The following is a 25,116-nucleotide window of genomic DNA, read 5'->3' as shown; positions in this document are numbered from 1 at the left end:
TTCACACCTCTGATGCTTTCTCGCTGTGGAGTGGCCTGATCGGCCGCTTTCCTGTCATCTCAAACGCTAGCGCCGCCCTCTGACATTTTTGGCGGCGGTTTCGGCTATGTGGATAACCGTGGCTGCTGAGTGGCCGGGGAACGGTCCATCAGGATCAATTTTCCTCTGAAAAGAGCATAACCCTATCCGAATACATATTCGAACAAGTGGACGGCGTGTCACAGCCGCCCGAAGGGTACCCGGGTCAGCCTGCGGACGGTTTGACGTCGCGGCCCAGCCTGCGCTCCGGCGGCACGTCCTGGACATCACAGATGGCCAGCCAGACCTCGCGGGGGCCGCGGCCCGAGGCCAGGGCCTCCACGGCGGTCTTGCCGCCCACACCGGCCAAGACGAGCGAGCTGCCCAGGACCCGGGAATACCCCGCCCCGAACTCGTCGTCCATCAGCCGCCAGAAGTCACTAATCCGCACCAATAGAGTCTCTCACGGCCCCGGACTCTAGAATGGTTGCCATGAGCAATCCTCTCCAGAGCACGCCTGAACCGGCTGCAGCAGGCGACTCAGTGGATGACGCCCTGCAGCAGGTGGAACACCAGCTGAGCCTGCTCTGGCGCCGCGCCCGTTCCCTGTCGCACCAGCTCTCGCGCCAGGTGCACCCGGACATGGAACCGGCTGCCTACGGCCTGCTCACCATCATCCGCCGCGAAGGCACTATCAGGCTGACAGACCTCGCCACGTGCATCGGCGTCGGGAAGCCCTCGGTGAGCCGCCAGATCGCTTTCCTGGAAAGCATCGGCATGGTCTCCAAGGAGGCCGATCCTCAGGACGGCCGCGCCCAGTCCATCCGGCTGACGGCCAAGGGCGAGGAAAAGATGCACCAGGTTCAGGACGCCCGGCGGCAGGTCTTCCGGGAGCGCCTCGGCGAGTGGCCCGTGGATGACATCCAGACCCTGGCCGAGTACATGCGCCGGCTCAACGCCACGTACGGCGAACCGACCGCCAAGGACTGAGCGCCCCGCACACGCAGACGCTCCCCCGAAACGCAGGAAGCCCCGGCCATCGGCCGGGGCTTTCCTTGTGTGAAGTTTGGTGGAGTCTGCTTACCGGGCGCCGGAGAGCATGCCCTGCGTGAAATCCTCGCTCAGGTCCATGTCGCGGCCGTAGCGCTGCGCGAATTCCTGCGGGACAGTGTCCGGAACCGCCACGCCCTCAGCCACCGCAACGCGGTCGCTGACTTCGCGGAGCATGCTGGACAACGGGACGTCCAGTGCGGAGCAGATCGAGGACAGGAGCTCCGAGGAGGCTTCCTTCTGGCCGCGTTCAACTTCGCTCAGGTAGCCAAGGGAGACGCGTGCGCTGTGCGAGACTTCGCGGAGTGTACGGCCTTGACGCTGGCGGACATCGCGCAGTACATCACCGATTTCGTGGCGTAGTACAACCATTTTGCGCTCCTTCTGTTCGCTCTGTGCCTTTTCGGCCAAGCCCACATCCTTCCAGCGGACAACGCCGTTCACGGATACGGGCTGCTTAACCATCTGTATCGCCTTGCTCCTCATTCATCCGGTCCCGGGAAGGACCGCTTGGTTTTCTACATCCTAGGCGCCCCGGACATTCCGAAGCGACACAATGACACAACTATTGGGAATCAGTTTTTGTTCCCCGGCAACTTTACGAGTGGTAACTGGGCCTTTCCAGCGCCTCGAGCAGCCGTTCAAGGGCGGCTGTGCAGGCCTGTTCCCGGATGGCGGGCCGCTCCCCCGCGAGGCTGTAGCCGAACGACGTCGAGCCCTGTTCCGTCGCAATCCCGATGAAAACGGTGCCGACCGCTTTGCCGTCGTGCGGCTCGGGTCCGGCGACCCCGGTGGTGGACACCCCGACGTCGGCCCCGCAGGCGCGCCGGGCGCCGTCGGCCATCGCGGCGGCAACGTCGCCGTCCACCGAGCCCGCGGCGTCGAGCAGTTCGGCCGAAACCCCGAGGACGCTGGCCTTGACTGAATTCTGGTAGGCCACCACGCCACCCTGCAGCATGCCGGACGCCCCCGGCGTATCGGCGAGGGTCGCTGCGACGAGGCCCGCGGTCAGCGATTCGGCGGTGGCCACGGTCAAGCCCCGGGAAATGGCCAGCGCGACGGCGGAGGCCGCCGTTTCGGCGGTGGTGCGGCTCATGCGCGCCGGCCCGCAGCCCGGAGCCGGAGTGCCTGGACGACGTATTCGACGCCGGTCCAGACGGTGATGGCCAGTGCCACGATCATGACCCAGAACGCGATGTCGCCCAGCCAGGGGGCGAAGGATTTCACGGGCAGGATGTAGAGGAAGATGGCAATGGTCTGCACCACGGTCTTGAGCTTGCCGCCGCGCGAGGCCGGCATGACCCCGTAGCGGATGACCACGAAGCGCAGCGCCGTGATGCCCCATTCGCGGACCAGGATGACGATGGTGATCCACCACGGCAGTTCGCCGAGCACGGACAGCATCACCAGGGCCGAGCCGATCAGCAGTTTGTCGGCGATGGGGTCGGCGATCTTGCCGAAGTTGGTGACCAGTCCGCGGCTGCGGGCGATGTCGCCATCGAGTTTGTCGGTGTAGATGGCCACCGCGAAGGCAAGCACCGCGGCCCAGCGCCACAGCCCGTGCCGGCCGTCGTCGGCGAGCAGGAACCAGACGAAGAAGGGGACCAAGGCGATGCGGAGCATCGTGAGGATATTGGGCAGGTTCCAGACGTCGGAGCTGCTGGAACGGGCGTTGTCACCCTCGGTTTTAGTCACCCCTCTAGGCTACCGCCCCAGCGCCCGTTACCCGGGCGCCCGTTACCGGGGACGGCGGTCCCCTGCGCTACCTCCCGGTGAGCGACCAGGCGTCCTCGCCGTCGTCGTCCTCGTCGGTGCCGTCCGCGCCGTCGTAGTATTCCACGGCCTGCTTCCGGGCCTCGAGGTCGTTGGCGACGAGGTCTTCCGCATAGCCCCCGACGGCGATGTTCGCATTGGCGTTGTCGCTCAGCGCCGCAGTGTGGGCGTCAGGTGTTGCCGGGGCGTCCTGGCCCTTCATGGCGGCAAGGACCGGGGCGAGGTCGTCCGGCTTCACCAGGACATCGCGGGCCTTGGAGCCTTCGGAGGGACCCACCACGCCGCGGGACTCAAGCAGGTCCATGAGCCGGCCGGCCTTCGCGAAACCGACCCGCAGCTTGCGCTGCAGCATCGAGGTGGAGCCGAACTGCGTGGTGACCACGAGTTCGGTGGCCTGCAGCAGGACCTCGAGGTCGTCCCCGATGTCGTCGTCGATCTGCTTCTTCTGCGCCTCGGGGGCGACGTCCTCGCGGTAGACGGCCTGCAGCTGGCCCTTGACGTGTTCCACTACGCGGTGGATTTCGGATTCGGTGACCCAGGCACCCTGCACGCGCATGGCCTTGGAGGCGCCCATGGGCAGGAAGAGGGCGTCGCCCTGGCCGATGAGCTTTTCGGCGCCCGGCTGGTCCAGGACCACGCGGGAGTCCGTCACGGAGGATGTGGCGAACGCCATGCGGGAGGGCACATTGGCCTTGATGAGGCCGGTGACGACGTCCACGGACGGGCGCTGCGTGGCCAGCACCAGGTGGATGCCGGCGGCACGGGCCAGCTGGGTGATGCGCACGATGGAGTCTTCGACGTCGCGTGGGGCCACCATCATGAGGTCGGCGAGCTCGTCCACGATCACCAGAAGGTACGGGTACGGCCTGATGACGCGCTTGGAATCGACGGGGGGCGTGACTTTGCCCGCACGGACGGCCTTGTTGAAGTCGTCGATGTGCTTGTAGCCGTAGTTGGCGAGGTCGTCGTAGCGGGCGTCCATTTCACGGACCACCCACTGCAGGGCCTCGGCGGCTTTCTTGGGGTTGGTGATGATGGGCGTGATGAGGTGCGGGACGCCCTCGTACGCGGTGAGTTCCACGCGCTTGGGGTCCACCATGACCATGCGGACCTCGTCCGGGGTGGCGCGCATCAGGATGGAGGTGATCATGGAGTTCACGAAGGACGACTTGCCCGCGCCGGTGGCACCGGCCACGAGCAGGTGCGGCATCTTGGCCAGGTTGGCCACCACGTAGCCGCCCTCCACGTCCTTGCCCACGCCCATGACCATGGGGTGGTCGGTCCGCCGGGCGTTCTGGCTGCGCAGGACATCGCCCAGCGAGACGGTTTCGCGGTCCGTGTTGGGGATCTCGATGCCGATGGCCGACTTGCCGGGGATGGGGCTGAGGATGCGGACATCACTGGAGGCGACCGCGTAGGAGATGTTCTTGGACAGCGCCGTGACGCGCTCCACCTTGGTGCCCGGGGACAGCTCGATCTCGTAGCGCGTGACGGTGGGGCCGCGGCTGAAGCCCGTGACGGCGGCGTCAACGTTGAACTGGACCAGGGTGTCCGTCAGTGCCGCCACGATGGCGTCGTTCGCCTCCGTGCGCTCCTTGGGGATGGACCCGGGCGTCAGGAATTCGGACGCCGGGAGCGTGTAGGTGATGTCACCGGCGAGCGAGAGCTGTTCGGTGCGCTGCGGGATGGGCGTGGGCGGCATCGGCGGGGCCGCCGGCCTGGCGGGGACGGGGGCGGCCTGCCCGGGAATGACCAGGGGGATGGCCTCGGTGGGGTGCTCCATGGAGTGGTCCGGGGAGGAGTGGCCGGCGGTGCCGGCGCCCAGGCCCTGGGCCGCCTTGATCTTCTCGACGGCGATCTCGGCCGGAGTGGGGCGGCGGACACCGGGCGGCACACGGGGCGCCGATGCCCGCGGGGCCTCCTTCTCGTCGTCGTCGACGATGGCGTGCTCGAACGGCTCGTCCCCCACATAGCCCTCGAGGCCGGCGTCGTCGTCGTGGTCCTTGCCGAAGAAGCGCATGCGTTTCTTCCGCTTCGGCTTGGCGGCATCGCTTTCGTAGAGGTAGCTGCGGTCGTGTCCGTCGTCCTCGGGCGCCCGGTCGGCGAGGTCCAGGCCCATGAGGTGCTCGTAGGCGCCGCGGATCCGGCCGGGGATGGCCGTGAACGGCGTTGCGGTGACGATCAGGAGCGAGACAACGGCCAGGACCCCGTAGGCGATGACCGGGACGGCCGCATGGATGGCGGCCAGGGGCGAGGCCGCCAGGAATCCGAGCATGCCGCCGGCACGCCGGAGCCCGTCGAAGCCTTCGGCGACCGTGGGCTGTCCGCCGATGATGTGTGCCAGGCCGCTGCCGGCAATCGTCATGATCAGGAAGCCGATGCCCACCCGGTTGTTGCCGCGGCCGTCCTGCGGCTGCCGGAAGAGCCGGAAGGCGCAGACGAAGAGCATGAGCGGAAGCAGCAGCGACATCCAGCCGAAGGTTCCGTTGACGATGCTGTACACGGCATCCGGGAGCCAGCCGGTGAAACCCCACCACGCGAACGTGGCGATGAAGATGCCCAGCACCAGGTTGAACAAGGCGGCGCCGTCGCGTCGGTCCGCCGGGTCGAGGTCGCTGACGTCGTAGCCGATGCGGCGGATCCCGGCCCCCACCATGTGGCCGATTCCCTGCCAGGCCCAGCTGAGGGCGCGCACGGGGAAGGGCTGGTGGGGTTCGACGGCGGGCAGTTGCCTGGTGCGGGCCGTGCCCGTTTTGGCTGTGGCTGCGCCCCGGCCTGTGCCGCCGGACTTACTGCTGGAGCTGCCTCTAGGCGCGGAGGAAGTACGGGTCGCCATACCGGCCACGCTACCGCAGGACGCCGGCAGATCCGCGGATTTCCGCCTCCCGAGGGCATCCATGTTGCCCGGCCGGCCCTAAAACGCCGGATGGCCCGGTTCCTGGGAACCGGGCCATCCGTGGCAACTGTTGGGGGCTGGAGCCCCGCGGCCTATGCTTCCAGGACCACCGGGATGATCATGGGGCGGCGGCGCAGCTTGCGGTTCACCCAGGTTCCGATCACGCGCCGGACCACCTGCTGCAGCTGGTGGTTCGTGTGGTCGGAGTGGTTCAGGACGGCGTCTTCGAGCGCGGCGTTGATCTTGGGGATGATCTCGTCGAACACCGAATCGTCCTCGGCCACGCCGCGGGCGTGGATCTCGGGCCCCGAAACAACCTTGCCGGTGGCGCGGTTGATGACCGTGATGATGGAGATGAAGCCCTCATCGCCGAGCACCCGGCGGTCCTTGAGGTCGGCGTCGGTGATTTCGCCCACGCTGGAGCCGTCCACGTAGACGAAGCCCACCTCGACCTGTCCCACGACCAGGGCTTTGTGGTCCCTGAGGTCGATGACGGTGCCGTTGTCGCTGAGGATGACCCGGTCCGTGGGGAGGCCGGATTCCTCGGCGATCTTGCCGTTGGCGATGAGGTGCCGGGTTTCCCCGTGCACCGGCATGGCGTTGAGCGGCTTGAGGATGTTGTAGCAGTAGAGCAGTTCCCCTGCGGCGGCGTGGCCGGAGACATGCACCTTGGCCGTGCCCTTGTGCACCACGTCGGCGCCGAGCTTGAGCAGGCCGTTGATGATGCGGAACACGGCGTTCTCGTTGCCCGGGATCAGGCTCGAGGCCAGGATCACGGTGTCGCCCTTGCCGACGACCACGCGGTGGTCGCCGCTGGCCATGCGCGACAATGCCGCCATGGGCTCGCCCTGGGAACCCGTGGACATCAGGACCACCTTGTGGTCCGGCAGGTTGTCGATGTTCTTGATGTCCACCAGGATTCCCGGCGGCACATCGAGGTAGCCAAGCTTGGCCGCGATGGCCATGTTGCGGACCATGGAGCGGCCGACGAAGGCGACGTTGCGCTTGTGCTTGGCGGCGGCGTTGAGGACCTGCTGCACGCGGTGCACATGCGAGGAGAAGGACGCCACGATGATGCGCTTCCGGGCCTCCCCGAACAGGCGCTCCAGGGTGGGGCCTATCTCCTTCTCGGCGGTGGTGAAGCCGGGCACATCCGCGTTGGTGGAGTCGGCCATGAACAGGTCCACGCCTTCCTCGCCGAGCTTGGCGAAGTGGCGGAGGTCCGTGATGCGGCCGTCAAGGGGAAGCTGGTCCATCTTGAAGTCGCCCGTGTGCAGGACGTTGCCGCCGGCGGTGCGGATGAAGACCGCCAAGGCGTCCGGGATGGAGTGGTTCACGGCCACGAATTCGCATTCGAAGGGCCCGAACTGTTCCACCTGGTGCTCGGCCACGGTCAGGGTGTACGGCTTGATCCGGTGTTCCTGGAGCTTGGCCTCGACGAGGGCAAGCGTCAGCTGCGAACCCACCAGGGGCAGGTCAGGGCGCAGGCGCAGCAGGTAGGGAACGGCGCCGATGTGGTCCTCGTGGCCGTGGGTCAGCACAATGGCGACGACGTCGTCCAGCCGGTCCTCGATGTAGGAGAAATCGGGCAGGATGAGGTCGACGCCGGGCTGCGTCTCTTCGGGGAAGAGCACGCCGCAGTCCACGACGAGCAGTTTGCCGTCGATCTCGAAGACGGCCATGTTGCGGCCGATCTCTCCCAGTCCACCGAGCGGCACGATCCGAAGGGTGCCCTTGGGCAGTTTCGGCGGTGTTGCGAGTCCGGGAAGGGCGGTTTGGGTCATGGTGTGGCTACTTTCCGGCGGGTCGATCTAGACGGTGAAGTCCATTCCGGCTCCTGCCAAATCCTCGCGGATGATTGCGATCTCGACGGCGTCCGGCTCCACGAGGGGCAAGCGGACAATCGAGTTGGGCAGGACTCCCTGCCATTTAAGAATCTGTTTGGCGGCCACGGCGCCTTGGACCCGGGCCATGGTGGCACGGACCACGGGTTCGAGTTCGAAGTTGATCCTGCGGGCCGTGGCGAGGTCGTTGGCATTGACGGCATCGACCAGTTCGCGGAACCGGCGGGTGGCCACGTGCGTGGTGACGCCGATCAGGCCGACGGCGCCGATGGCCATCCACTGCAGGGTCAGGCCGTCGTCGCCGGAGTAGAACAGGAGATCGGTTTCGGCCATGACCCGGGTCGCGGCGGCGAAATCTGCCTTGGCGTCCTTGACCGCGACGATGTTGGGGTGGGCGGCCAGGCCGATCATGGTTTCCGGGGCGATCTGGATGCCGGAGCGTCCCGGGATGTCGTAGAGCATGACCGGCAGATCGGTGGCGGAGGCGATGGCCTCGAAGTGGGCGCGGACGCCTGCCTGGCTCGGCTTGTTGTAGTAGGGGGTAACGATCAGGAGAGCGTCGACGCCCAGCTTGGCCGCTTCCTGGGAAAGGTGGATCGAGTGGGCGGTGTCGTTGGTTCCCGTGCCGGCGATGATGGCGGCCCGGTCCCCCACGGCTTCCTTCACGGCACGGAACATGCCGAGGTTTTCCTCGTCGGTGAGGGTGGAGGTTTCTCCCGTGGTGCCCGTCACCACGAGGCCGTCGCAGCCGTCGTCCACGAGCTTGCCCGCGAGTTCTGCCGCCTGCCGGTAGTCCACGTCGCCGTCCTTGGTGAAAGGCGTGACCATGGCGGTCAGGAGGGTACCGAGCGCAGGAACGCTCGAGCGAGAGTCAGACATAGCAAAAACGTTACCCTGTCACGGCCTCGTTAGGAGAATGACGGCGGGGCGATGGCCGTCAACGTCGTGCGAAACGGCACCAGGCTGGACTGCTGGAGCGTGGCGGTGGCCATCGCCGTACGCGTGCCGGACGCCTGGGCGAGCTGCCGGCCATCCGGCCCCCAGGCTCCGCTGAGGCCGCACGACTCCCCCAGCGGCGTGGTGCCGCCGAGGTTCGCCAGGATGCTGAACATGCGGTTGTCCATGGCGCGGGCGCCCAAGTGCAGTCCCAGGCGGGTCTCCTCACCCTCGGCGTAAAGGGCGGAGACCGCATAGACGTCCGCACCGGCGTCGGCGGCCATTGCCGCGTGCGAAGGGTGGGCCGCGTCGGCGCACACGGCCAGCGCAACCTTCCAGCCGTCAACCGCAAGGTATCCCGGCCCGGTTCCCGGGACGAATAGTTCACGTTCGGGTCCGTGGAGGTGCGTCTTGTGGACTGCCCGCACTTCCCCGCCCGGAGCGACGATCAAGGAGGCAAGGCGCGGGGTCCCGTCCGGATCGCGCCAGGCCGCTCCGGCCACCGTGGTGATGCCCGTGCGGCGGCAGATCTCCCGGAGGCCGGCCAAGCTGGGATCCTCCTGCCGGAGCCATGGCGATTGCCCGCCCGCTTCCCCGGCCGGATCCGCCCTCAGCGGCCCGAGTTCATAGCCAAGCAGGGACAGCTCGGGGAAGACCACCAGGCGGGCTCCATGGGAGTGGGCGTCTTCAATGAGCCGCATGTGCGCGGCGGCGTTGGCGGGGATGTCACCGGCGACGGCCTCATACTGGACGGCACTGACCGTCAGGGTCGGTGAAACTCCCGGGGTGGCGGGAAGGTCCGCCCCGGGGCCGGAAATCGTGCTTGATGCGTGAGGCGGCTCGGCAGTCATCCAGCCATCCTATGCGGGCCCCGCTCCCCCGGCCGGCATGATTCCTTCGGCGGACCCCGCAGCCGCACCGGGCCCGCAGTAGAGGTTCACCGCCTGCTCGCGCAGCTGCCCGGCCCAGGCGGCGAGCCGCTGGGCCGCACGGACGTAGTCGAAGAGCTCGGCGGGCGTCAGGGCGTCGAGGTCCGTTTCCGTCAGCCGCCGGGCCAGTTCGGCGCCAGGAGGCTGTTCGCCGAGAAGAATCCCCTCGCGCCGCCACTGCACGTCTTCCGGCGGTTCGCCGGCAACGAGCCTCCTGAACAGGAAATCGACCACGCCCGGGCTCATGGCCTTCATGGGCCCGTCAGGCCCCCGGGGCTGCAGCGACGGCTGTTTCGAAGCATCGTTCATGCAGCCATGCTATTCGAACATATATTCGAAAACAAGAAGCGCCCCCGGGACGCGGGCGCCGGTCGGAAGGAGCTCAGTACCGCGCGTTCGCCACGGCGGCCAGCTGCGCCCCCAGCCTCGTGGCCATGAGCCGGTAGCCGGCGGCGTCCGGATGCAAGGTGTCCGGCATGAGCGTCGCCGACTCCGCCGGGCTGAACACGGATTCGCCGTCCAGGCACTGGATGCGGGTGTCGCCGCGGTCACGCAGGACCCGGACCACGTCCGCCGTCGCCGCCCTGTACTGGCGAAGGGTCCAGCCCACGGCGTTGGGCGTCTCCTCGCGCGGCAGCGAGAGCATCGGCGTGATCACGGCGATGGGCACTTTGGGATGCGCCTTCCGGATGTTGGCGATGAAGCCCAGGACCTGGCTGGCGTAGCTGCGTTCGGAGAACACTGCGGCGTTGTAGGAGTTGATGCCCAGGCACAGCGAGATGAAGTCCGCCGGGAGCTGCTCGATGGTGCTTTCCGCGGCAGGGTCCAGCTGGCACTCCCCGGCGAATCCGAGCGAGTACAGCTGCCAGCCGTATTGCCGGGCCACCAGCGAGGGCCAGGTTTCGGAGGGCCCGTCGGCCTGCTGGCAGTGCGTGATGGAGCTGCCGTATGTGAGCCAGCGCTTGCCGGACTCGGAGACCGCGGCGACGCCTTCGCCCTTGAGCGAGACTTCGAGCACCTTCAGCCGGCCAAACTGGGGCAGCCAGAGCTGGACCGTGGAGCCCGCGGAGAGCACGCCCAGGTCAAGTTCGTGGCTGACACGGCCCGCTGCCGGCACCCTGTGGGCGAGCCTGCCGTTGACCAGCACGTCGAAGGGCGAGCTGTCCTCGGAGCCTTCGGCTTCCACCACGAGCTTGCCGGACGAGGCCGTCCAGGTGGCCCGGATCCCGGCAGCCATACGCGCCCGGTCCTCGAGCCCGTCGGTGGCCGGGGAAATGAACAACGCCGGGTCCAGGCGGCGGAAATGCTGCCACCCCTCGGCGTCGGTGACGATCTTGAAAGCTCCGGCCCAGCGGGCCTCAACGGAATCCATGGGACAAATTTACCGCCGTCGGGCGGCCCGGCCGTGAGACGATCAGCCCATGACGTCCCGTGACACGGCGCCGCCGCGGCGAGCGCCAAGGAACGGCGCTGCCTCCCCACGGCTGTCCGGAATCGACGCCGCCAGGGGCGCCGCCCTGCTCGGCATGATGGCAACGCACCTGATGCCGACGTTCGGGGCAGACGCACATTTGACGCCCACCTGGGTTGGCCTGGTGTTTTCCGGCCGTTCAGCGGCGCTGTTCGCCGTCCTCGCCGGAATCGGACTGGCCCTGGCCACGGGCAAGGAGAGTCCAAGGCAGGGGCAGGAGCTATGGGCGTCCCGGCGCGGCATCGCGCTGAGGGCGCTGGTGATCGCCGTGGTCGGCCTGATGCTCGGCGGGTTGGAGGTGAACATCGCCGTGATCCTGGTCCACTACGCCGTGCTGTTCCTGTGCATGCTGCCGTTCCTGGGGCTGCCCGCGAAGGCCCTGTGCGCCTGGGCCGGCGGCTGGCTGCTGCTCTCCCCGGTACTGGCCTACCTCGTCCGGCCCTGGCTGCTGGCCGCCAGTCCGCCGCTGCAGCTGGGCCACAACCCGGGCACGGACGACCTGGAAACCCCGGGCGCGCTGCTGGCGGACCTCTTCTTCACGGGCTACTACCCGGTGTTGCAGTGGATGACGTACCTGCTGATCGGGCTGGCCATCGGGCGGCTGGCGCTCCACACGGCTGCCGTGCAGCTGTTGCTGCTGGGCTGCGGCACGGTGGTGGCCGTGGCGGCCAAGCTGCTGGGCGTCGTGGCCATGGACAGTTGGGGCGGCAAGGCGGCCCTGATGTCGATTCCCGGCCAGGATTCCCGCCTGGACAGCCTCCTCCAGGTGAACTTGACGGGCGTGCAGCAGACGGATTCCTGGTGGTGGCTCGCCACGGCAGCGCCGCACTCCGGAACCACGCTGGACCTGCTGCATACCTCGGGAACGGCAGCCGCCGTCGTCGGGCTGTGCCTGCTGCTTGGCAGGATCGGCGGGCTGCTGAAGCTCAATATCCTGCTCCCGCTCAGCGGGCCGGGGGCCATGACGCTGTCCCTGTACTCGGCCCATGTTTGGGTGGTGTCAGGATTCCACGAGCGGGGCCTGCCCGCGGGATGGACCGATGAGGGCATGTACTGGGCGCAGGCCATCACGGCCGCGGGCATCGGCGTGCTATTTGGGCTGCTGCGCCGGCGCGGACCGCTCGAGTGGCTGGGGCACCAGGCCTTCCGGCTGGGGCGCTACCGCCCGGCAGCGGTGGGCTGAGCGCGGAACAGCTTGGCGGCGTCGCGCATGGACGCACGGGCCCGCTTGCGGTCACCGGAGGCGTCGTAGGCGCAGCTGAGGCGGAACCAGGACCGCCAGTCCTCCGGCGCGGCCTCGGCCTCGGCCCGGTATTTGTCGAACTCGGCGTCGGCGGCGGCCCGGACGATGCGTCCGGCCGGTGTCCGGGGAAGCGTGTCCTCAGGCAGGCCGCCTTCGGCCTCAAGCACCTTGGCCATCTGCTCGGTGCGAGCGCCGAACAGCAGTTCCCGGATGAGCGCCCAGGCCCCCACGAGGGGCAGCACCAGGTAGGCCGCGCCGATGCCCTTGGCCACCAGGTTGGCATCGCCCAGCAGCAGAATGGAGCGCTGGAAGGACACCACCAGGTAGAGCACCAGCAGCAGCGTGACGGCGCCGACCCAGATCTTGGTGCGGTTCTTCTTGAACCCGGCCCACAAGGTGCCCATCAGAGCCCCAGATCCAGGTAGCCGTCGAGGCCGACCGTGAGACCGGGGTGCTCCGCCACCTTGCGCAGGCCCAGCAGCACGCCGGGCATGAAGGAGGCGCGGTCGTAGGAGTCGTGGCGGAACGTCAGCTGCTCGCCGGGGCCGCCGAGGAGGACCTCCTGGTGGGCCACCAGCCCGCGCAGGCGGACGCTGTGGACGCGGACGCCGTCAACGTCGCAGCCGCGGGCGCCGTCGAGGGCGGTTTCAGTGGCGTCGGGGCTGGCCGGGACGCCGGCTTCGTTGCGCGCTGCGGCAATGAGCTGGGCGGTGCGGACGGCAGTGCCCGACGGCGCGTCCACCTTGTTGGGGTGGTGCAGCTCGATGATTTCCACCGACTCGAAGTACTGGGAGGCTTTGGCGGCAAAGGCCGAGGCCAGCACCGATCCGAGGGCGAAGTTGGGGGCGATCAGCACGCCCGTGCCCGGGTTCTCTGCGAGGAGGGCGCGCAGTGCGGCCAGCCGCCCGGCATCCCAGCCGGTGGTGCCGACCACGGCATGCATGCCGTGTTCGACGGCGAAACGGATGTTGGCCTCGGTGCTGTCCGGGACGGTCAGGTCCACAACGTACTTGGCACCGGCGTCGACGAGGGCGTCCAGGGAATCGCCGCGGCCCAGGGCTGCCACGAGCTTCATGTCCGCGGCAGCTTCAACGGCTTTGACGGCTTCTATTCCCATGCGCCCGTGGGCGCCCAGTACGGCGACAGCAAGTTGTTCGGTCATGCCGTTAACCCTACCGCCGGGCAATGCCCCGGCTGGAACCGGGCGCCGGGCGTTACAGGCCCCACGTGCCGCCGGCGGGCTACTCCCCTGCGCCAACCCATTCCACGGTGCCGTCGCTGAAGAACTGTTCCTTCCAGATGGGCACCTGCGCCTTGATCCGGTCCACCAGCTCAGAGCACACGGCAAAGGCCTGGCCGCGGTGGGCTGCCGAGACGGCGCACACGAGCGCTGGGTCGCCGATCTCCAGCATGCCGATGCGGTGGGCGGCCCAGATGCGCACGGGCTGCTGGGCCTCGCCGGAGTGCTCGGCCACGAGCTGCGCCACGACCTCGGCCATGGTGCGGTGTGCCGTGGGGTGGGCACTGTAGCTCAGCCGGTCCACGGCCTTGCCGTCGTCGTGGTTGCGGACCACGCCGCTGAAGCTGACCACGGCACCGGCGGTGTCCGATTCCACGGCGGCGATCGCCTGGTCCACGGAGATGGGCTCCGGGCTGAGGACGGCGCTGACTACTTCGAAGTCGGTTTCAGTGCTCATGGCTTCCTTCCAGTTGATCGCACAGGTGCCCGATCACCGGGTCCAGCACGGCCAGGCCGTCCATGACGCCTTTCGGGGAGCCCGGCAGGTTGATGATGAATGTCTTGCCGGCGGCGCCGGCATGGCCGCGGCTGAGCATGGCCAGGGGTGTCTTGGCGGCGCCGGCGCGGCGGATGCCCTCCATGATGCCGGGTATTTCCCGGTCCAGCAGGGGCAGAGTCATTTCCGGGGTCTGGTCGTCCGGGCTCAGTCCCGTGCCTCCGCTGGTGATGATGACGGACGGTTCCTGGCTCAGCAGGGCGCGCAGGGCGGCGCCGACAGGTTCGCCGTCCGGCACCACCATGGCCGGGAAGGTGTCGTAGCCGTGCTCTGCAAGCCAGTCCAGGATGACGGGCCCGCTCCGGTCCTCGTAGATGCCGGCGGCGGCCCGGTTGGAGGCGATCACGACGCCGGCCTTGCGCGGGCCGTGGTGGGGCTCGCAGCCGCTCATGCCTGGCCTCCTTCGCCGAGGACCTCGCCGGGGGTCGCACCGGGGACCTCGCCGAGGCGCCAGTCGCCGCTCTTGCCGCCGCTCTTGGCGAGGACGTGGATGTCCGTCAGGACGGCGTGCTTGTCCACGGCCTTGATCATGTCGTAGACGCTCAGGGCGGCAACGGAGGCTGCGGTCAGCGCCTCCATCTCGACGCCGGTCACGCCGCGGGTCTTGACGGTGGCCAGCACCGCCACGGAATCCGCACCGAGTTCGAAGTCCACGGTGACTTTCGAGATGGGCAGCGGGTGGCAGAGGGGGATCAGCTCGGGAGTCTTCTTGGCGGCCATGATGCCGGCAACGCGGGCCACGGCCAGGGCGTCGCCCTTGGGCAGTTCGCCTGCTCCGAGCAGGGCCAGCACCTCGGCGGTGCTGCGCACCGTGGCGGTGGCGGTGGCTTCGCGGGTGGTCACGGCCTTTTCGGAGACATCCACCATCTGGGCGGTGCCGTCCTGGCGCAGGTGGGTTAATCCGCCGGTGGAGCTCCGGCCGGCGTTTTCAGTGTCGTTCACAGCATCCATACTTCCACTTCGGCCCCGGCAGGGAGTTCCGTGACGTCGGCGGGCACCTGGACCAGCACATCGGACAGCGCCAGGGCGTGCACCAGGTGCGATCCTGCGCCGCCGACCAGCCGGACGGTGCCGCCGGCCTGCAGGGTTCCGCGCCGGACCTGGTGCTTGCCGGCCGGCGAGGCCAGGGGCTCCGCCAGCCGGGCGATCGGGGCAGGGCGAAGGGCCGGCGCCCCGAGGACGGCGGCGAGCGCGGGGCGCAGGAACATCTCGAAGGACACCAGGCAGCTCACCGGGTTGCCGGGGAAGCCGAGGAACGGCACACCGTCGAAGGTTCCGATCCCCTGCGGCCCGCCCGGCTGCATGGCCACCGACAGGAACTCGACGGGCTGGCCGTCCATGGCCTGGCGGACCACCTCATAGGCGCCCTTGCTCACCCCGCCGGTGGTGACGATGAGGTCCACCGAGTCCGCGTTTCCGCGCAGCAGCCGCAGCAGCGCGGCGGGGGCGTCGTCGGAGATTCCCGTCCGCAGGATCTCCAGGCCGGCCTGGCGCATGGCGGTCTCCAGCAGGATGCCGTTCGAGTCGTAGATCTTTCCGGGCGTGAGCTCCTGTCCTGGCTCCAGGACTTCGTCGCCGGTGGTCACCAGGAGCACGCGGAGGGGCATGCGGACCTCGGCTGTGGTCAGGCCCAAGGCGGCGAGGAGCCCCAGCTGTGCCGGGCCGAGAACGGTTCCGGCGGCCAGGGCCAGGGCGCCGCGGGCGATGTCGCTGCCGGCGTCGCGGACAAAGGTGCCGGGGCCCGTGGCAGGAAGCGTGACCCGGGTATCGGTCCCCGGGGCGGGGAAGGCGCTTGGCTGGGCCTTTTCGATGGGTACGACGGCGTCGGCGCCGTCCGGGATCATGGCACCGGTCATGATGGGGGCGGCGTCGCCGGGCTGCAGCGGCTCCGGGGCGGCACCGGCGGGGACGGGGGCCGCGACGCGCAGCTCCGCGCCGCCGTCGGGGATGTCCGCGGATCGGACGGCATAGCCGTCCATCTGGGAGTTCGGGAAGGGCGGCAGGTCCAGCGGGGCATGGACGTCGACGGCGAGTGCCCTGCCCAGTGCCTCGGGCAGGGGGACCCGTTCGCTGCCGCGGGCCTCGGGCAGGCCGGAGAGGAGCTCCACCACGGCCTCGCGGTGGGCAAGCACGGATCGGGGCACGGCGTTCCTCCAGTTGTGTCGCTTCAGGGTTGCGTACCCAGCGTAGGGCCTCAGGCGACCCGCACGGTGATGGTGTGGAATCCCGTGGCGCCGTCCGGGGCCACGGGCGCCCGGGTTTCGGGCTGGGGCGTCCCCGTGGCGTCGGTGGCACGGACCTGGACCTCGTACTCCCCCGGGGTGAGGTCGATGCCCAGTTGCCACTGGTACCAGGTGTCCCGGGAGATCCCCGGTGCGAGCACGGCCCGCTGCCAGGGGCCGCGGTTCACGCGGAGGTCGACCCGTTCGATGCCGCGGTGCTGGGCCCAGGCGATGCCGCCGAACTGCACGGTCCCGGCCTTGGCGGTGCGCCCGGCCCGTGGAACGTCGATCCTGGACTGGGTCTTGATGGGCCCGTGGTCGCTCCAGCCCCGCGGGGTCCAGTAGGCAATGTCGTCGGCGAAGCGGGTGACCTTCAGCTCCGTCAGCCACTTGGTGGCGGAGACGAAGCCGTACAGCCCGGGCACCACCATCCTGACGGGGAAACCGTGTTCGAGCGGCAACGGGTCGCCGTTCATGCCGACGGCCAGCAGGGCGTCGCGTCCGTCCGTCAGCGCCTCGAGCGGGGTGCTGGCGGTCCAGCCGTCGCTGCTGCGGGAAAGGACCATGTCCGCCCCGGCCTTGGGCCCGGCCATGGCGAGCAGTTCACGGACGGGCCAGCCGAGCCAGAGGGCGTTGCCGATCAGGCTCCCGCCCACCTCGTTGGAGACGCAGGCGATGGTGATATGGCGGGCGGTCATGGGTTTGGCCAGGAGCGTGGCGAAGTCGATCTCGATCTCACGGTCCACCATGCCGGTGACCTTGAGCGTCCACTCCGGCGGGTTGATGGCCGGGATGGTCAGGGCCGTGTCGATGCGGTAGAAATCGGGGTTGGGGGTGATCAGAGGCGAGAGCCCGTCCACGCCCAGTGCGGCCCCGGCGGGAACGGGCTGGGGCGCCGTAGACGGCGAGGGCAGGGCCATCCCGCTGCGGAAGTCCGCGGCGGCGACGGTGGCACGGCGCAGCACGGCGGTCACTCCCCCCGCAACGGCGGCGGCGAGCCCGGTCACGGCGACGGCCTGCAGGAAGCCGCGCCGGGCCGATGACGTCAGTTCCGGTGCTGGTTCCGGTGCCGTGGAAGGCGCAGCGGCAGGTGCCCAGGCGGCGAGGCGCCGACACAGCACCCTCAGCAGGACCATGGTGAGCGCTGCGGCGGCGACGGGGGCGACGGCGGCGTTGGGGGTGGACTGGGCCCGGGTCACCACGGCGGCGAAACCGGCCGCGCCGGCCAGGGCGGCCAGCAGCAGGCCGGTCCCCTTCCGCCGGTATTCCAGCACACCGGCGGCGGCCGCCAGGACGGCAGCAACCAAGGCGATGCAGATGATGAGCACGGCCTTGTCCGCGGTGCCGAAGAGCTGGATGGCGAGATCCTTCACGGGTGGCGGAGTGGCGTCGATGACGGCCCCGCCGAGCGCCGTGACGGGTGAGAGGAGCGGACTCCAGATGCCGGCGATGAGTTCCCCGGCCGCCACTCCCGCCGCGCCCGCAGCAACCCCGCCGGAGGCCGCCCACCACTGGCTTGTCTTCATGCTGAGCCTCCCTGGAGCCTGTCGTGTGCCGCTCCCGGCATCTGTCCTGCGCCGGGGCCCGCAGGTAGCCGCAGCGTGAAGCAGCATCCGCCGTCGGCGTTGTGTACCGTGACCCTGCCGCCGTGGGCCTGGACGATCCCGGCCACCATGCTGAGCCCGATGCCCGCACCGCTGTACTGGACACCGCTGCCTCCCTTGGGGCCGGGACGCCCGGCCGCGCCGCCGCGGGACGGGTCCTTCTGCCAGCCGGTCTCGAAGAGGTGCGGCAGATCCTCGTCCTCGATGCCCCCGCAGCTGTCCTGGACCGCGACGACGGCGTCCCCGCCGTCGCGTCCGACGCCCACGTGGACGCTGCTGCCGTCCGGGCTGTAAATGATGGCGTTGAGCAGGACGTTGCGGACGGCCCGGCCCAGGCTGGGGCCGTCCGCAACGGCCATGCACTCCCGGTCCCCGCCGCCGTCGAGCCTGATGCCCCGCTGCGCGGCCACGGGGGCGAGGTCGGAGAGGGCGTCGCTGACAAGGTCGTAGAGGTCCAGGGATTCGGAGCTCAGCCGCAGGGTGCCGGCCTGGATCTTGGAGAGCTCCAGGAGGTCGTTGACCATGAGGCCCATCTGTTCTGTCTGGCCGATGATCTTGCGGTAGTAGGCGGGCACATCCGCGGCCATGCCGTCCTCAAGGGCCTCGGCCATGGCCCGCATGCTGGCCAGCGGGGTCCGCAGGTCATGGGAAATCCAGGAGACCAGTTCGCGCCGGGCCTTCTCGACGGCGGCCTCACGGCGGCGGGATTCGTCCAGGCTGCGGCTGCTCGCCTCGAGCTCCTGGGCGAGCTTGGCAAGTTCGGAAGTCATGGCCGGGGCGTCCCTGCCCGGGATCCCGGGGCCTGCGGCCTCCCCGCCGAGGGTCTCGCCCCGGCCTAGGCGGCGTGCCGCCGCGACCAGCCTGGCGGCGTTGCGGGACACGCCGGCTCCGAGCATGAGGGACAACGCAACCGCCACCGCGGAGGCCACGGCCAGGATGTACCACATGACTTCGAGGTCCCGGGCGGAGATGAACATGGCGTTGAACGCGCTGACCATCCCGGCCACGAGGACCGCCACGGTGGCAACCACCACCAGGCAGATCTGGACCAGGATCGAGGCACGGCGCAGGGCCCGCAGCAGGAGCAGGGTGAGCACGCCGATGGCCACGGCCCACAGCAGCACCCAGGCGAGGATGGTGAACAGCTCACCGCCTTGCATGCCCGCCGTCCTTTGCGTTGAGGCCCGGGGCGCCGGAACCCTTGGCGTCGAAGCGGTAGCCGACACCCCACACGGTCTTGATCAGTTCGGGGGTGGTGGGGTTGTCCTCGATCTTCTCGCGCAGGCGGCGCACGTGCACGGTCACGGTGGAGAGGTCGCCGAAGTCCCAGCCCCAGACGGCCTTGATCAGTTCCTCGCGGCTGAACACCTGGTTGGGGCGGCGCAGCAGGAAGGCCAGCAGATCGAATTCGCGGACGGTGAGGGCCAGCGGCGCACCGTGGTGGGTCACCGTCCTCGAAGCGGGGTCCAGCTTAAAGCCGGCGATCTCCACGGGCGGTTCGGGGCTGAATTCGCGGATGCTGCGCCGCAGCACGGACTTGACCCGGAGGACCAGTTCGCGGGGCGAGAACGGCTTGGTGACGTAATCGTCGGCGCCGGTTTCCAGGCCCAGGATCCGGTCATCCTCGGTGCCCAAGGCCGTCACCATGATGACTGGGACGCTCATGGTCTGCCGGAGCCGGCGGCAGACCTCCACGCCATCGAGCCCCGGCAGCATCCGGTCCAGGATCACCAGGTCCGGCTGCCGGGAGGCGGCCAGGCTGAGGGCCGTGAAGCCGTCCCCCGCCACGTCCACTTGGAAGCCGGCCTGCAGCAGGTAGTCGCGCACCACGTCAGCGATGGTCTGCTCGTCCTCGACCAGCAGGATGCGGCGGTTGCCGGGTTCGGCCGCGGCTGGCGCAGGCTGGATGTTCACGCTTTCAGCATAGGTTCGCGGACGGCCCGCTGCAGCGGATACCGGGCTCCCGGAGGCAACCGTACGCATTCCGTAAGAACTGCCCGGCGGCGGGACTGCCCTGCTGGAAGCGCCGCCAAGCATCCAGAAATGACCAGTGGCCGATATCACGCTTGGGCACGGGGTGGCGTAGCCTGAGTTTATGAGTGTTCAGCTAGGTATGCCGTTGCCCGCCGCGGGCGACGCCTCGGCTGCCGGCGCGCCTCCGCCCCGCCCCGCGGGCACGCCCACCGGCCTCTGGGACCGCTACGGCCGCCGCGCCACCGACATGCGCCTGTCCCTGACGGACAAGTGCAACCTGCGCTGCACCTACTGCATGCCTGCGGAGGGGCTCGAGTGGCTCAGCAAGCAGGCCGTCATGACAGCCGAGGAGATTGTCCGGATCGTCCGCATCGGCGTCGACGCCCTGGGCGTGCGGGAGCTCCGGCTGACCGGCGGCGAACCGCTGGTCCGGGCCGACCTCATCGACATCATCGCCGCCATCCGCGGCGAGCACCCGGAACTGCCCATCTCCATGACCACCAACGGCGTGGGCCTGGACAAGAAGGCGGCCGCCCTCAAGGCCGCCGGGCTGACCCGGATCAACGTCTCGCTCGATTCCCTCCACGAGGAAACGTTCGCCAAGCTCACCCGCCGCCCGTTCCTGGACAGGGTGCTGGCCGGCGTCGACGCCGCCTGGGCGGCAGGGCTGGGACCGGTCAAGCTCAACGCGGTGCTGATGCGCGGCATCAACGACGCCGAGTCCCCCGATCTCCTCGCCTGGGCCCTGGGCCGCGGCTACGAGCTGCGCTTCATCGAACAGATGCCGCTCGACGCGGACCATGGCTGGACGCGCCGGAACATGATCACGGCAGCGGAAATCCGGGAACTGCTCTCGCGCGACTTCGTGCTGAGCCCGGATCCCCGCGCACGCGACGGCGCCCCTGCCGAACGCTTCGAGGTCCGACGCCGGGACGCCCTCTCGCAGGACGCCGCGGGTCCGGTGCTGGGAACCGTGGGCATCATCGCCTCGGTCACCGAGCCGTTCTGCGCCGACTGCCGCCGCACCCGCATCACCGCCGAGGGCAAGATCATGAGTTGCCTGTTTTCCCGCGAGGAATTCGACCTCTTGGGCCTCCTGCGCCAGGGCGCCAGCGATGCCGAACTCGCGGAACGCTGGCAGGATGCCATGTGGGTCAAACCCAAGGCACACGGCATGGACCACACCGGTCTCGGCGCCGCGGACTTCGTCCAGCCGGACCGCAGCATGAGCGCAATCGGAGGCTGAACCCTTGCTCGTCCGTTACTTCGCTGCCGCACGCGCCGCCGCAGGTGTCGAGGAAGAACACCACGCCCTGCCCGAGGGCAGCAGCCTGGAAGCGCTCCTCGAAGCCGCGCTCGCCGTCGAACGCCCCCTGCCTCCGGAAGGCACTCCCCCGCTGGCCCGGATCATCGCACGCAGCAGCTTCCTGCGCAACGAAATAGCCGTCCGGGACCGCACCGCTCCTCTCGGCGCGGAAGACGTGGTGGACGTCCTCCCGCCGTTCGCCGGCGGATAACCAGAGCCCGACGGCGCCGGTCTCAGCCGCCGTACGCGGCGTCGTCTGCAGCGCTGCCGCCGAGCGCCAGTGCGAGAACCCCGGCCCGGCTCCGCATGCCCGTCTTGGCGAAGATCGCCTTGAAATGGTCCTGCACCGTGTAGCCGGCGATGCCCATGCGCCCGGCTAGTGCCTCGTTTTCGAGGCCAGCGGCCAGGAGGGCAAGGGCCTGGCGTTCGCGCGGGGTGAGCCCGTAGGCGCGGACAAACACCCCCAGCCGTGCGGCCGGCAGGCACTCCTGGATGGTGACTGCAATGGCCGGGGCCTGCGGCGTCGCCGCATCGTGGCCTGCGCTCCACGGCCGGTCCATCCGGGCGGCGCGGAGGGCGGCCCACCGTCCCGAACCGATGTGGACACGGGCTGCCGCGGCATGGTGATCCACCCTGGCCTCCTTCGCCAGGAGCTGTCCCACCACGTTGAATACCTCCGCCGGAATGCCGGAATAGGGTCCGGGCGCGCGCTGCAGAAGCGAGAGCCACGCCCCGGCCGAGGCGGTCTGCCCCAGGACTCCCATATCTTCGTCCACCACCAGGTCGGCCTGCGGTGGTGCCGGTTTTGCAGGCACGGCCCCTGCCTGGAATTGCCGGGCGCAGCTGCGGCGCAACCCGCGTGTCATGGCCGGCGCCAGGGAGGCTAGGAACGCCGTCTCGGATTCACTGAACGGCGCGTCACCGGCATCCCGCCACAAGTCCAGCCAGGACCAGATGCCGTATTGGTCTGCATGGACCACCGAGGCAACGTCCCCCACGCCCTGGCCCCGCAGCATGTCTTCCCACAGCCCGCCGGCGCCTGCCGCGCCGCCGGCTGTGCTGGACCTGAGCGTGCCCACCGGTGTTGCGGCCAGGGACAACGCCGTCCAGCGGTTCACGGTGCTGGCGTACTTGCCTTTGATCAGGAGCGGCAGATCGCGGGCTGAGTGCAGTTCGGCCAAGGGGGCGACGCCCGTTGCCGTTTCCGGGTCTGCGAGGGGCCACACGAAGGCACTGAATCCGAGGGTAAGGCGAAGCTCTTCGAGGGCCTCGACGCGCAGGGCGTGGCCATCGGCGGAGGACTGGAACAGCGTCTCCATCCGCTCCCTGCTGCGGCTCAGCGCACACGAGCTTGCCATGGTCCCAGTATGCCCCGGGCCTGCCGCGCCCTGTACCCCAGAATTCTGGGATACCCCACCCCTGGCCAGGTGCCTAGGCTGGCGCCGTACGGACCATGAAAGGACCAGCCATGTACACGCTTCAGATTGAACACTCAATCACGGACTTCACTTTGTGGAAGGCGGCCTTTGACCGGGATCCGCTGGACCGGGCGGGCTCGGGGGTCCTCGCGTACCGGATCGGCCGGCCCGTGGACGACGCCGCATACGTGGTGGTGGAACTGGACTTCGAGCGCCGGGAACAGGCTGCAGCGCTGCTCGCCGCCCTGCAGCAGAGGGTCTGGAACTCACCGGCCGCCCCGGCGCTGATCGGGTCTCCGCAGGCGCGGATCGTGGAGACCGCCCATTCGACGCTCGCCGGGCCGCAGCCGGGTTCCCGGTAGAATCGAGTCTGGCCGCACGGCGTCGCAAGACCGTGGGCCGCTTCCCCCTCGATAGGACATCACCCCATGAGCCTGATCCGGCTGCACGACGTCAGCGTCCGCTTCGACAATGTGCAGGTTCTGCGCGAAGCGTTTTTCCGGCTTGAATCCGGGGACCGGGTGGGCCTGATCGGCAAGAACGGCTCCGGCAAGTCCACCCTCCTGAAGATGATCCTGGACCAGGTGGCGCCCGACGCCGGGACGGTCACCCTCGAGCTGGGCACCAAGGTGGGCTATTTCTCCCAGTTCTCGGAGCTCGACGGCGACGCGAGCATCCTGGAGGTCCTGGACGGGCTGTTTGCGCACATCAAGGCCATCGAGGCCGAGCTGGCGGACATCGATGCTGCCATCGCCGCGGATCCATCCGACCCCGCCGAACTCGACCGGCTGATCCACCGGCAGTCAGGACTGTTCGAGGACATGGACCGCTTGGACGGCTGGGACTACCAGCGGAGCATCGAGAAGGTCCTCACCACCCTGGGCTTCAACGAAGCGCACCGCAGCTGCGCGATCGACGCGTTGTCCGGCGGCTGGCGCAACCGTGCGGCCCTGGCCAAAATCCTGCTCGAGGCACCGGACGTGCTGCTGCTGGATGAACCCACCAACTACCTGGACGTGGCCGGCGTCGAATGGCTTGAAGGATGGTTCCCTTCCTTCAAGGGCGCGGCGATCATCGTCTCGCACGACCGGCAGTTCCTGGATTCCGTGGTCACCCGCATCATCGAGGTGGAGAATTACCACCTTCACGAGTACCCGGGCAACTTCGGCGAGTACGTGACCGCCAAGCAGTTCCGGCTCAAGACCCTGGAAAGCCAGTTCATGCACGAGTCCGAACTCCTGGCCTTCGAGGCCGAGGGAATCTCCGACCGGCGCGAAGCCGCCAAGGCCGCCGGCAAGGGCCTGGGGAACCAGCTGGCCAAGATCAAGAAGTCCCGTGCGCCGCGCCCGGTGGACAAGATCATCACCGAAATCTACGGCGGCCTGCACGTCAAGGACGTGCTGTGCCGGGTGGAATCGCTGGGCAAGTCCTACGGCGGCAGGACACTGTTCAGCGGGCTGAGCTTCGAAATCCGGCGCGGCAACCGGATCGTGGTCCTCGGATCCAACGGCAGCGGCAAGTCCACCCTGCTCCGGGCCCTGACCGGGGAGGAAGCGGCCGATTCCGGCGAGGTCGTCTGGGCCAAGGGCGCCGGCGTGGTTTCCTACAACCAGATCCTTGCCGGGCTCGACGAGAACGACACCGTCACCCATGCGGTCAACGCCATGCCGGACAGCCTGGCGCTCACGGCCACCAAGAAGTCCGTGAACCGCTTCCTGGCCATGTTCCAGTTTTCCGAAGCCGATCTGAGGCAGCGGATCGGGAACCTGTCCGGCGGACAGCGGGCGCGCGTGGCACTGGCACAATGCCTGCTCTCCGGCGCCTCCGTCCTGCTCCTGGACGAGCCGACCAACCACCTGGACCTGTCCAGCACGCAGGTCATGGAACGGGCGCTGCTGCACTTCCCCGGAGCCGTGGTGGTGGTCAGCCACGACCGTTTCTTCACCGACAAGATCGCCACCAAGCGACTGGTCTTCGGACGCGACGCCGGGAAGCCGGCCGACGTCGAGGTGCTCGCCGCCTGACTGTCGGGATGCCGGGTGCCAGGACCCTGTGCCGTCAGCTCGCTTGAATGCCCGGCACCTGGACACGGCGGAACACCGAGCTCAGCAAGGGGCTGAATACGGAAGCCCCCTCGAGCCGGAGCTCGGCCGTGTGGATCAGGACGCCGTCCTCCACACGGAAGGCATGCCGGGCCACCCCGTAGGCGGTGCGCCGCTCCACGGTCAGCACGCCCTCATGCCAGGATCCGCGTGACGGTGCCGCGGGCGGGCGGCCCATGCTGTCCACGTAGTACCAGAGAGTTTCCCCGTGCCCGGGGTCGAGGGTGAACATGCCATGTCCCTCAAAGTGCGAACCGTCCGGCTCTTTGTGCCGGTAGCTCTGCACCACGGCGTAGCCGCCGGCGGCGCGTGTGAAGCTGGCCTCGGCGTCTGCGGTCCGGGCCGGGCCCCACGGCGAGGCCGCGAGCTCAGTGATGCCCCGCCACTGGCCGATGAAAGCCTTCAACGCATCCCCGGCGCGCCCCGTCAAGGGAAAGTCCATGGCGCCTCCAATGTCCGCTGGGCACCATCATCGTGCCCGCGGCGGGGCAAGTCCAGAGTCTGCGCCCCGGGACTCCCGGGCCGCAGGCCCTA

At 69.0% G+C, this 25,116-nt stretch carries 27 protein-coding genes; 6 read left to right on the top strand and 21 right to left on the bottom strand.

The window, feature by feature from the left end; all coding sequences use genetic code 11:
• Window positions 1-244: 244 nt before the first annotated feature.
• Window positions 245-469 carry a DUF3046 domain-containing protein gene (locus NVV90_RS07180; protein WP_258440496.1) on the bottom strand — a complete coding sequence of 75 codons (225 nt, stop codon included), beginning with the start codon at window positions 467-469 and terminating at the stop codon, window positions 245-247.
• Window positions 470-501: 32 nt separating this feature from the next.
• Between NVV90_RS07180 and NVV90_RS07175 the strand changes: the two genes are divergently transcribed.
• Window positions 502-1,008 carry a MarR family winged helix-turn-helix transcriptional regulator gene (locus NVV90_RS07175; protein WP_396125358.1) on the top strand — a complete coding sequence of 169 codons (507 nt, stop codon included), beginning with the start codon at window positions 502-504 and terminating at the stop codon, window positions 1,006-1,008.
• Window positions 1,009-1,098: 90 nt separating this feature from the next.
• Here the strand turns inward: NVV90_RS07175 and NVV90_RS07170 are convergent, their stop codons facing one another.
• The 9 genes from NVV90_RS07170 to NVV90_RS07130 form a co-directional block, all read right to left on the bottom strand.
• Entirely contained in the window at window positions 1,099-1,533 is a 435-nt protein-coding gene (locus tag NVV90_RS07170; protein WP_258440494.1) for a helix-turn-helix domain-containing protein, read from the bottom strand.
• Window positions 1,534-1,666: 133 nt separating this feature from the next.
• Window positions 1,667-2,164, bottom strand: a complete 498-nt coding sequence (locus tag NVV90_RS07165) for a CinA family protein (protein WP_258440493.1) — start codon at window positions 2,162-2,164, stop codon at window positions 1,667-1,669.
• Window positions 2,161-2,763: a CDP-diacylglycerol--glycerol-3-phosphate 3-phosphatidyltransferase gene (gene pgsA, locus NVV90_RS07160; RefSeq protein ID WP_258440492.1), complete on the bottom strand. Its 603-nt coding sequence runs from the start codon at window positions 2,761-2,763 to the stop codon at window positions 2,161-2,163. Before pgsA ends, NVV90_RS07165 begins: the two co-directional genes overlap by 4 nt.
• Window positions 2,764-2,830: 67 nt before the next feature.
• Window positions 2,831-5,677 carry a DNA translocase FtsK gene (locus tag NVV90_RS07155; protein ID WP_258440491.1) on the bottom strand — a complete coding sequence of 949 codons (2,847 nt, stop codon included), beginning with the start codon at window positions 5,675-5,677 and terminating at the stop codon, window positions 2,831-2,833.
• Between the two features lie 152 nt (window positions 5,678-5,829).
• The gene (locus tag NVV90_RS07150; RefSeq protein ID WP_258440490.1) at window positions 5,830-7,521 is read right to left on the bottom strand and encodes a ribonuclease J; all 1,692 of its coding nucleotides are present in this window, start codon (window positions 7,519-7,521) and stop codon (window positions 5,830-5,832) included.
• A 27-nt stretch (window positions 7,522-7,548) separates the two neighbouring features.
• Complete coding sequence (dapA, locus tag NVV90_RS07145; protein ID WP_258440489.1) at window positions 7,549-8,460, bottom strand: 4-hydroxy-tetrahydrodipicolinate synthase; 912 nt, start codon at window positions 8,458-8,460, stop codon at window positions 7,549-7,551.
• A gap of 29 nt (window positions 8,461-8,489) precedes the next feature.
• The gene (locus tag NVV90_RS07140; protein ID WP_258440488.1) at window positions 8,490-9,368 is read right to left on the bottom strand and encodes a carbon-nitrogen hydrolase family protein; all 879 of its coding nucleotides are present in this window, start codon (window positions 9,366-9,368) and stop codon (window positions 8,490-8,492) included.
• 9 nt (window positions 9,369-9,377) lie between these two features.
• Window positions 9,378-9,755 (bottom strand): hypothetical protein, encoded by a 378-nt coding sequence (locus NVV90_RS07135; protein WP_258440487.1) that lies wholly within the window; start codon window positions 9,753-9,755, stop codon window positions 9,378-9,380.
• Window positions 9,756-9,828: 73 nt separating this feature from the next.
• Window positions 9,829-10,818, bottom strand: coding sequence for a GDSL-type esterase/lipase family protein (locus tag NVV90_RS07130; protein WP_258440486.1), 990 nt, complete (start codon window positions 10,816-10,818; stop codon window positions 9,829-9,831).
• A gap of 49 nt (window positions 10,819-10,867) precedes the next feature.
• Between NVV90_RS07130 and NVV90_RS07125 the strand changes: the two genes are divergently transcribed.
• Window positions 10,868-12,100: a DUF1624 domain-containing protein gene (locus tag NVV90_RS07125; protein WP_258440485.1), complete on the top strand. Its 1,233-nt coding sequence runs from the start codon at window positions 10,868-10,870 to the stop codon at window positions 12,098-12,100.
• Here NVV90_RS07125 and NVV90_RS07120 read toward each other — a convergent pair.
• The 9 genes from NVV90_RS07120 to NVV90_RS07080 all read right to left on the bottom strand — a co-directional run bounded on the left by NVV90_RS07120 (window position 12,076) and on the right by NVV90_RS07080 (window position 19,765).
• Entirely contained in the window at window positions 12,076-12,564 is a 489-nt protein-coding gene (locus NVV90_RS07120) for a hypothetical protein (protein WP_258440484.1), read from the bottom strand. The two genes, NVV90_RS07125 and NVV90_RS07120, sit on opposite strands and share 25 nt — an antisense overlap.
• On the bottom strand, window positions 12,564-13,322 hold the full coding sequence (gene dapB / locus NVV90_RS07115; protein ID WP_258440483.1) for a 4-hydroxy-tetrahydrodipicolinate reductase: 759 nt from the start codon (window positions 13,320-13,322) through the stop codon (window positions 12,564-12,566). The genes NVV90_RS07120 and dapB overlap by 1 nt, the downstream gene beginning before the upstream one ends.
• 79 nt (window positions 13,323-13,401) lie before the next feature.
• Entirely contained in the window at window positions 13,402-13,857 is a 456-nt protein-coding gene (locus NVV90_RS07110; protein ID WP_258440482.1) for a molybdenum cofactor biosynthesis protein MoaE, read from the bottom strand.
• The gene (locus NVV90_RS07105; RefSeq protein ID WP_258440481.1) at window positions 13,847-14,347 is read right to left on the bottom strand and encodes a molybdenum cofactor biosynthesis protein B; all 501 of its coding nucleotides are present in this window, start codon (window positions 14,345-14,347) and stop codon (window positions 13,847-13,849) included. The genes NVV90_RS07110 and NVV90_RS07105 overlap by 11 nt, the downstream gene beginning before the upstream one ends.
• Window positions 14,344-14,907, bottom strand: a complete 564-nt coding sequence (gene moaC, locus NVV90_RS07100) for a cyclic pyranopterin monophosphate synthase MoaC (RefSeq protein WP_309304101.1) — start codon at window positions 14,905-14,907, stop codon at window positions 14,344-14,346. The genes NVV90_RS07105 and moaC overlap by 4 nt, the downstream gene beginning before the upstream one ends.
• Window positions 14,895-16,100 carry a gephyrin-like molybdotransferase Glp gene (glp, locus tag NVV90_RS07095; protein WP_258440480.1) on the bottom strand — a complete coding sequence of 402 codons (1,206 nt, stop codon included), beginning with the start codon at window positions 16,098-16,100 and terminating at the stop codon, window positions 14,895-14,897. Before glp ends, moaC begins: the two co-directional genes overlap by 13 nt.
• A gap of 50 nt (window positions 16,101-16,150) precedes the next feature.
• On the bottom strand, window positions 16,151-17,704 hold the full coding sequence (locus NVV90_RS07090; RefSeq protein WP_258440479.1) for a molybdopterin-dependent oxidoreductase: 1,554 nt from the start codon (window positions 17,702-17,704) through the stop codon (window positions 16,151-16,153).
• A complete protein-coding gene (locus NVV90_RS07085) occupies window positions 17,701-18,942 on the bottom strand; it encodes a sensor histidine kinase KdpD (protein ID WP_258440478.1) in 1,242 nt (413 codons plus the stop codon). Before NVV90_RS07085 ends, NVV90_RS07090 begins: the two co-directional genes overlap by 4 nt.
• Entirely contained in the window at window positions 18,929-19,765 is an 837-nt protein-coding gene (locus NVV90_RS07080; RefSeq protein WP_396125357.1) for a response regulator transcription factor, read from the bottom strand. Before NVV90_RS07080 ends, NVV90_RS07085 begins: the two co-directional genes overlap by 14 nt.
• 112 nt (window positions 19,766-19,877) lie before the next feature.
• Here NVV90_RS07080 and moaA point away from each other — a divergent pair, with 112 nt between their 5' ends.
• Both moaA and NVV90_RS07070 read left to right on the top strand, forming a co-directional pair.
• Window positions 19,878-21,002, top strand: coding sequence for a GTP 3',8-cyclase MoaA (gene moaA, locus NVV90_RS07075; RefSeq protein WP_258440476.1), 1,125 nt, complete (start codon window positions 19,878-19,880; stop codon window positions 21,000-21,002).
• Window positions 21,003-21,006: 4 nt separating this feature from the next.
• Entirely contained in the window at window positions 21,007-21,273 is a 267-nt protein-coding gene (locus tag NVV90_RS07070) for a MoaD/ThiS family protein (protein WP_258440475.1), read from the top strand.
• A 22-nt stretch (window positions 21,274-21,295) separates the two neighbouring features.
• Here the strand turns inward: NVV90_RS07070 and NVV90_RS07065 are convergent, their stop codons facing one another.
• Complete coding sequence (locus tag NVV90_RS07065; RefSeq protein ID WP_258440474.1) at window positions 21,296-22,420, bottom strand: LuxR C-terminal-related transcriptional regulator; 1,125 nt, start codon at window positions 22,418-22,420, stop codon at window positions 21,296-21,298.
• Between the two features lie 110 nt (window positions 22,421-22,530).
• Between NVV90_RS07065 and NVV90_RS07060 the strand changes: the two genes are divergently transcribed.
• Together NVV90_RS07060 and NVV90_RS07055 are read left to right on the top strand one after the other, a co-directional pair.
• Window positions 22,531-22,842: a hypothetical protein gene (locus NVV90_RS07060; RefSeq protein ID WP_258440473.1), complete on the top strand. Its 312-nt coding sequence runs from the start codon at window positions 22,531-22,533 to the stop codon at window positions 22,840-22,842.
• 66 nt (window positions 22,843-22,908) lie between these two features.
• Window positions 22,909-24,504 (top strand): ABC-F family ATP-binding cassette domain-containing protein, encoded by a 1,596-nt coding sequence (locus tag NVV90_RS07055; protein WP_258440472.1) that lies wholly within the window; start codon window positions 22,909-22,911, stop codon window positions 24,502-24,504.
• A 34-nt stretch (window positions 24,505-24,538) separates the two neighbouring features.
• Here NVV90_RS07055 and NVV90_RS07050 read toward each other — a convergent pair whose 3' ends face one another.
• The gene (locus NVV90_RS07050) at window positions 24,539-25,024 is read right to left on the bottom strand and encodes a DUF1579 family protein (protein WP_258440471.1); all 486 of its coding nucleotides are present in this window, start codon (window positions 25,022-25,024) and stop codon (window positions 24,539-24,541) included.
• Between the last annotated feature and the right edge of the window lie 92 nt (window positions 25,025-25,116).

The organism is Arthrobacter sp. CJ23, from assembly GCF_024741795.1.
In the GTDB taxonomy this organism is placed as follows: Bacteria; Actinomycetota; Actinomycetes; order Actinomycetales; family Micrococcaceae; genus Arthrobacter.
Note: the sequence above shows the minus strand (reverse complement) of the source record. Positions and strands in the feature narration are given on the sequence as shown.

Excerpts from the sequence above, each read along its gene's own strand:
- NVV90_RS07175 (WP_396125358.1), top strand. The coding sequence starts at position 502 with ATGGTTGCCATGAGCAATCCTCTCCAGAGCACGCCTGAACCGGCTGCA.
- NVV90_RS07170 (WP_258440494.1), bottom strand. The coding sequence starts at position 1,533 with ATGGTTAAGCAGCCCGTATCCGTGAACGGCGTTGTCCGCTGGAAGGAT.
- NVV90_RS07165 (WP_258440493.1), bottom strand. The coding sequence starts at position 2,164 with ATGAGCCGCACCACCGCCGAAACGGCGGCCTCCGCCGTCGCGCTGGCC.
- NVV90_RS07155 (WP_258440491.1), bottom strand. The coding sequence starts at position 5,677 with ATGGCGACCCGTACTTCCTCCGCGCCTAGAGGCAGCTCCAGCAGTAAG.
- NVV90_RS07150 (WP_258440490.1), bottom strand. The coding sequence starts at position 7,521 with ATGACCCAAACCGCCCTTCCCGGACTCGCAACACCGCCGAAACTGCCC.
- dapA (WP_258440489.1), bottom strand. The coding sequence starts at position 8,460 with ATGTCTGACTCTCGCTCGAGCGTTCCTGCGCTCGGTACCCTCCTGACC.
- NVV90_RS07140 (WP_258440488.1), bottom strand. The coding sequence starts at position 9,368 with ATGACTGCCGAGCCGCCTCACGCATCAAGCACGATTTCCGGCCCCGGG.
- NVV90_RS07135 (WP_258440487.1), bottom strand. The coding sequence starts at position 9,755 with ATGAACGATGCTTCGAAACAGCCGTCGCTGCAGCCCCGGGGGCCTGAC.
- NVV90_RS07130 (WP_258440486.1), bottom strand. The coding sequence starts at position 10,818 with ATGGATTCCGTTGAGGCCCGCTGGGCCGGAGCTTTCAAGATCGTCACC.
- NVV90_RS07125 (WP_258440485.1), top strand. The coding sequence starts at position 10,868 with ATGACGTCCCGTGACACGGCGCCGCCGCGGCGAGCGCCAAGGAACGGC.
- NVV90_RS07120 (WP_258440484.1), bottom strand. The coding sequence starts at position 12,564 with ATGGGCACCTTGTGGGCCGGGTTCAAGAAGAACCGCACCAAGATCTGG.
- dapB (WP_258440483.1), bottom strand. The coding sequence starts at position 13,322 with ATGACCGAACAACTTGCTGTCGCCGTACTGGGCGCCCACGGGCGCATG.
- NVV90_RS07110 (WP_258440482.1), bottom strand. The coding sequence starts at position 13,857 with ATGAGCACTGAAACCGACTTCGAAGTAGTCAGCGCCGTCCTCAGCCCG.
- NVV90_RS07105 (WP_258440481.1), bottom strand. The coding sequence starts at position 14,347 with ATGAGCGGCTGCGAGCCCCACCACGGCCCGCGCAAGGCCGGCGTCGTG.
- moaC (WP_309304101.1), bottom strand. The coding sequence starts at position 14,907 with ATGGATGCTGTGAACGACACTGAAAACGCCGGCCGGAGCTCCACCGGC.
- NVV90_RS07090 (WP_258440479.1), bottom strand. The coding sequence starts at position 17,704 with ATGAAGACAAGCCAGTGGTGGGCGGCCTCCGGCGGGGTTGCTGCGGGC.
- NVV90_RS07085 (WP_258440478.1), bottom strand. The coding sequence starts at position 18,942 with ATGCAAGGCGGTGAGCTGTTCACCATCCTCGCCTGGGTGCTGCTGTGG.
- NVV90_RS07080 (WP_396125357.1), bottom strand. The coding sequence starts at position 19,765 with ATGCGTACGGTTGCCTCCGGGAGCCCGGTATCCGCTGCAGCGGGCCGT.
- moaA (WP_258440476.1), top strand. The coding sequence starts at position 19,878 with ATGAGTGTTCAGCTAGGTATGCCGTTGCCCGCCGCGGGCGACGCCTCG.
- NVV90_RS07065 (WP_258440474.1), bottom strand. The coding sequence starts at position 22,420 with ATGGCAAGCTCGTGTGCGCTGAGCCGCAGCAGGGAGCGGATGGAGACG.
- NVV90_RS07060 (WP_258440473.1), top strand. The coding sequence starts at position 22,531 with ATGTACACGCTTCAGATTGAACACTCAATCACGGACTTCACTTTGTGG.
- NVV90_RS07055 (WP_258440472.1), top strand. The coding sequence starts at position 22,909 with ATGAGCCTGATCCGGCTGCACGACGTCAGCGTCCGCTTCGACAATGTG.
- NVV90_RS07050 (WP_258440471.1), bottom strand. The coding sequence starts at position 25,024 with ATGGACTTTCCCTTGACGGGGCGCGCCGGGGATGCGTTGAAGGCTTTC.